Origin of the sequence: Caulobacter sp., assembly GCF_035254145.1 — a bacterium.
In the GTDB taxonomy this organism is placed as follows: Bacteria; Pseudomonadota; Alphaproteobacteria; order Caulobacterales; family Caulobacteraceae; genus Caulobacter.
The window spans coordinates 1-4,118 of sequence record NZ_DATFAV010000010.1; the positions used below are offsets into that span (position 1 = coordinate 1).

The 4,118-nt window shown below is 68.3% G+C and carries 3 protein-coding genes; 2 read left to right on the plus strand and 1 reads right to left on the minus strand.

The window, feature by feature from the left end:
- Positions 1–80: 80 nt before the first annotated feature.
- Together VJ655_RS00485 and VJ655_RS00490 are read left to right on the plus strand one after the other, a co-directional pair.
- Positions 81–1,940: a glycoside hydrolase family 2 protein gene (locus tag VJ655_RS00485; RefSeq protein ID WP_324097426.1), complete on the plus strand. Its 1,860-nt coding sequence runs from the start codon at positions 81–83 to the stop codon at positions 1,938–1,940.
- Positions 1,941–2,074: 134 nt separating this feature from the next.
- Positions 2,075–3,376: an MFS transporter gene (locus tag VJ655_RS00490; protein ID WP_324097427.1), complete on the plus strand. Its 1,302-nt coding sequence runs from the start codon at positions 2,075–2,077 to the stop codon at positions 3,374–3,376.
- A gap of 226 nt (positions 3,377–3,602) precedes the next feature.
- Here VJ655_RS00490 and VJ655_RS00495 read toward each other — a convergent pair.
- On the minus strand, positions 3,603–4,118 hold a 516-nt coding region (locus VJ655_RS00495; protein WP_324097428.1), incomplete at its 5' end, for a TauD/TfdA dioxygenase family protein.

The window sequence follows — 4,118 nt, forward strand, 5'->3', positions numbered from 1 at the left end:
CAAGTGGTCTGACCACTTTCCTCCCCGGCCTGACCATGCTTCAACCGTCCAACGAGCCGAAACGGCCGCGGGAGGATGCTATGGGAACGGGACTGAAGGCCCTGATCGGCGCGGCGTGCGCCTTGATCGTCGCGGCGCCCCTGGCGGCCCAGGCCTCCTCGCCGACCCTGACGCGCGCGGACCTGCGGGAAGGCGCGGACCTTTCCGGAACCTGGCATTATTCGGTCGATCCCTATCGGGACGGCCTGGCCGGCTTCCATCGCGGCCCGCCCGCCGCCGGCCACCGACGCTATGACGACGTCGATGTCGACGCCCTGACCCGCGCCACGCCGACCGCGCTCTATGAATACGACATGGACCGCGCGCCCACGGCGACCCTGCCCCAGGGCTGGATCGGCCATGACCCGAGCCTGCGCCACTACCAGGGCCTGATGTGGTACGAGCGCCGCTTCGACGCCGCGCCGCTGAAGCCCGGCCAGCGCGCCTTCCTGCGCTTCGAAGCGGCCAACTATACCGCCAAGGTCTATCTGAACGGCAAGGCGGTCGGCGAGCACGAAGGCGGCTTCACCCCGTTCTCCATGGAGGTCACCGAGGTCCTGCGCGCCAGCAACAACCAGCTGACGGTCGGGGTCGACTCCACGCCGCAGGCCGACGGCGTCCCGCCGCCGGTCACCGACTGGGAGAACTATGGCGGGATCACCCGGCCGATGCGGCTGGTCATCACGCCCGGCACCTTCATCGACGAGGCCTGGGTGCGCCTGGCCAAGGACGGGCGCATCGCCGCCACCGTGACGCTGGACGGCGCCCAGGCGGCGAACCGGGAGGTCCATGTCCGCATCGCCGAGCTGGGTCTCGACCTCGCCGGCCGGACCGATGGCCAGGGCGTGCTGAAGGTCTCGGCCCCCGCGCCCAAGCGCCTGGCCCGCTGGTCGCCCGAGACGCCGAAGCTCTACGACGTTGTCATCCAGGCCGGCGAGGATCGGCTGAGCGATCGCGTGGGCTTCCGGACCATCGAGACCAAGGGTTCGGAGATCCTGCTGAACGGCAAGCCGATCTTCCTGCGGGGGATCTCGCTGCACGAGGAGGAGTTCGGCGACAATCCGGCCCGCGCCATCAGCGAGGCCGGCGCTCGCGCCCTGCTGGCCGAGATCAAGCAGGGGCTGCACGGCAACTTCGTGCGCCTGGCCCACTATCCGCACAGCGAGATCACCACGCGCCTGGCCGATGAGATGGGCCTGCTGGTCTGGAGCGAGATCCCGGTCTACTGGCTGGTCGACTTCGGCAACCCACGCACGCTCTCGCTCGCGCGCGGCATGCTGGCCGACAACATCCGCCGTGACCGCAACCGCGCCTCGATCATCCTGTGGAGCGTGGCCAACGAGACGCCGATCACCGACGCCCGCAACGCCTTCCTCTACCGGCTGGTCGACGACGCCCGCGCCCTGGACGACACGCGCCTGGTCACCGCCGCCCTGCTGACCGACCGCAAGAGCGTGGATGGCGGCGTCCTGATGAGCCTCAACGACCCGCTGGCCGACAAGCTCGATGTGCTGTCCGCCAACACCTATAACGGTTGGTACGGCGACGACGCCCTGGACGCCCTGCCCGATTTCGCCTGGCGGGCCACCGACAAACCGCTGGTGTTCTCGGAGTTCGGCGCCGATGCTCTGGCCGGCTTCAGCGATCCCGTGCTGATGCGCAAGTTCTCCGAGGACTACCAGAAGCGATACTACGAGAAGACCCTGGCCATGGCTCGCAAGGTCCCGAGCCTGCGCGGCATGTCGCCATGGATCCTGAAGGACTTCCGCAGTCCGCGACGCCAGCATCCCGTCTATCAGCAAGGCTGGAACCGCAAGGGCCTGGTCTCGCCGACGGGGCGGCGCAAGCCGGCCTTCTTCGTACTGCGGGGCTTCTATGACGAGAAGGCGGCCGGTCGATAAGGCCGCCGCCGACCATCGACCTTAGTCGGGGTGGCGCGCTGGTCCCGACGACGCTAACCGGGCTGGTGGTGCTGGCTCAAAACCATTGAACGAGGATGCATGACGATGCGGTTGAACGTAATGGCGGTCGCCGCATGAGCCTAGAGGCCCCCACCGTCCGCCGGGTGACGGCGCGGCTTATGCCGCTGTTCTGCCTGATGTACCTGATCGCCTACATCGACCGGCAGAACGTCTCCTACGCCAAGCTCGAGATGGTGCAGGCCCTGGGCCTCAGCGAGGCGGCCTATGGCCTGGGCGCCAGCCTGTTCTTCATCGGCTATTTCCTGTTCGAGGCGCCCTCGAACCTGATCCTGGCCAAGGTCGGGGCGCGGGTCTGGTTCGCCCGGATCATGTTCACCTGGGGCCTTGTGACCCTGGCGCTCGGCTTCACCCAGAACGCGACGATGTTCTACATCCTGCGCTTCCTGCTGGGCGTGACGGAGGCCGGCTTCTTTCCGGGCGTGCTCTACGTGCTGACGCTGTGGTTCCCGCAAGGCCACAGGGCTCGGATGATCGGCCTGTTCATGGTCGCCTCGGCCCTGGCCAACGCGGTCGGGGCCATGGTCGGCGGCGCCTTGCTGGACCTGCACGGCCTGCTGGGCCTGGCGGGCTGGCAGTGGGTGTTCCTGGCCACCGGCGTGCCGGCCGTGCTGATGACACCGTACGTGCTCTGGAAACTGCCGGACGGGCCCGAGAAGGCGCCCTGGCTGGACACCGAGCAGAAGGCCTGGCTGGCCAAGACCCTCGCCTCTGAACACACCGACGCCGACCAGGGTCACGCCGGCGCCTGGAAGGCCATGCTGGACCCTCGCGTGCTGCTGCTGGCGGGCCTTTATGTCGGCATGCCGCTGGGCGCCTACGGCCTCAGCTACTGGCTGCCCACGATCGTCAAGGCGTTCGGCGTGTCCAACACCGTCAACGGCCTGATCAACATCATCCCCTGGATCCTGGTCGCGGCGGCCCTGTGGTGGGTTCCCCGGCACGCCGCGCGGCGCGGCTTCACGGTGTGGCACGTCGCCGGCCCGCCCCTCATCGCCGCCGTGGCCCTGGTGGCGAGCGTCCTCGTGCCCGGAACCTGGGCCAAGTTCGCCCTGCTGTGCGTGGCCGCGCCCGCCATCTTCGCGGGCCAGCCGGGCTTCTGGAGCCTGCCGCCCACCTTCCTGCGAGGACCGCGCGCGGCGGCCGGGATCGCGGCGATCAACGCCGTGGGCAACCTGGGCGGCTTCGTCGCCCAGAACGTGGTGCCGATCATCCGCGACCGCACCGGCAGCAACCTCGCGCCGATGCTGTTCCTGGCCGTATGCCTGACGCTGACGGGCGCTCTGGTCTTCGTCGCCTTCCGCGTTCTCGGCGACCCGGCCATCGCGGCGCGACGCGTGCAAACGCCTAAATCCTAGGCGAAAAGGCGTTCTGTGCGGCTTTGTCGCAGAGGTGCAACCACAAGCAGCGTTGCCATTGCGCCAAGACTCGTTAATTGATCTTCCTACTCGGCGCACCCCACCGCGCCGACACCTTTTTGTTTGGGCCGACTGGCCACGTCCCTCGGGCGTGGCCAGTCGGCTTATTTCCCCCTAAATCCCCGACATCCTGAAACGCCTCGCACGCGTCGGCGCGTCGCGTCCGTCAGAACGGCTTGTCGCCCTTGATCGTCACGCGCTCGACGACTCGCTCCTGGGGCCAATAGTCCAGGACGGCGTAGTGCTGCGTCGCCCGGTTGTCCCAGAAGACGATGGCGTTCGGGGTCCAGCGGAAGCGGACCTGGTATTCCGGCGCCTTCACCCGATCGAGCAGGTCGTTCAGCAGCGCCTTGGCCTCGTCCTCGGGCAGGCCCAGGATGCGGGTCGTGAAGACCTTGTTGACGAACAGGTGCTTCTCGCCGGTCTCCGGGTGCGTGCGCACCACAGGATGGACCATCGGCGGATAGGCCGCCCGCAGCTCCTGGCGCTTGGCCTCGTCGACGCGGTAGCCGTAGCTCTGGATGATGTCGTGCTCGGCCGTCAGGTCGGCCAGCCTATCCTTCAGCGCCTGCGGCAGGTCGCGATAGATGGCCGCGGTGTCGGCGAACAGGGTGTCGCCGCCCAGCGGCGGCATATGACGCATCCGCAGCACCCCGCCCATCGACGGCGCCTCGCGAAAGGT

What these genes read in the sequence shown, in the direction of transcription:
- VJ655_RS00485 (WP_324097426.1), top strand. Translation starts at nt 81, where the DNA reads ATGGGAACGGGACTGAAGGCCCTGATCGGCGCGGCGTGCGCCTTGATC.
- VJ655_RS00490 (WP_324097427.1), top strand. Translation starts at nt 2,075, where the DNA reads ATGAGCCTAGAGGCCCCCACCGTCCGCCGGGTGACGGCGCGGCTTATG.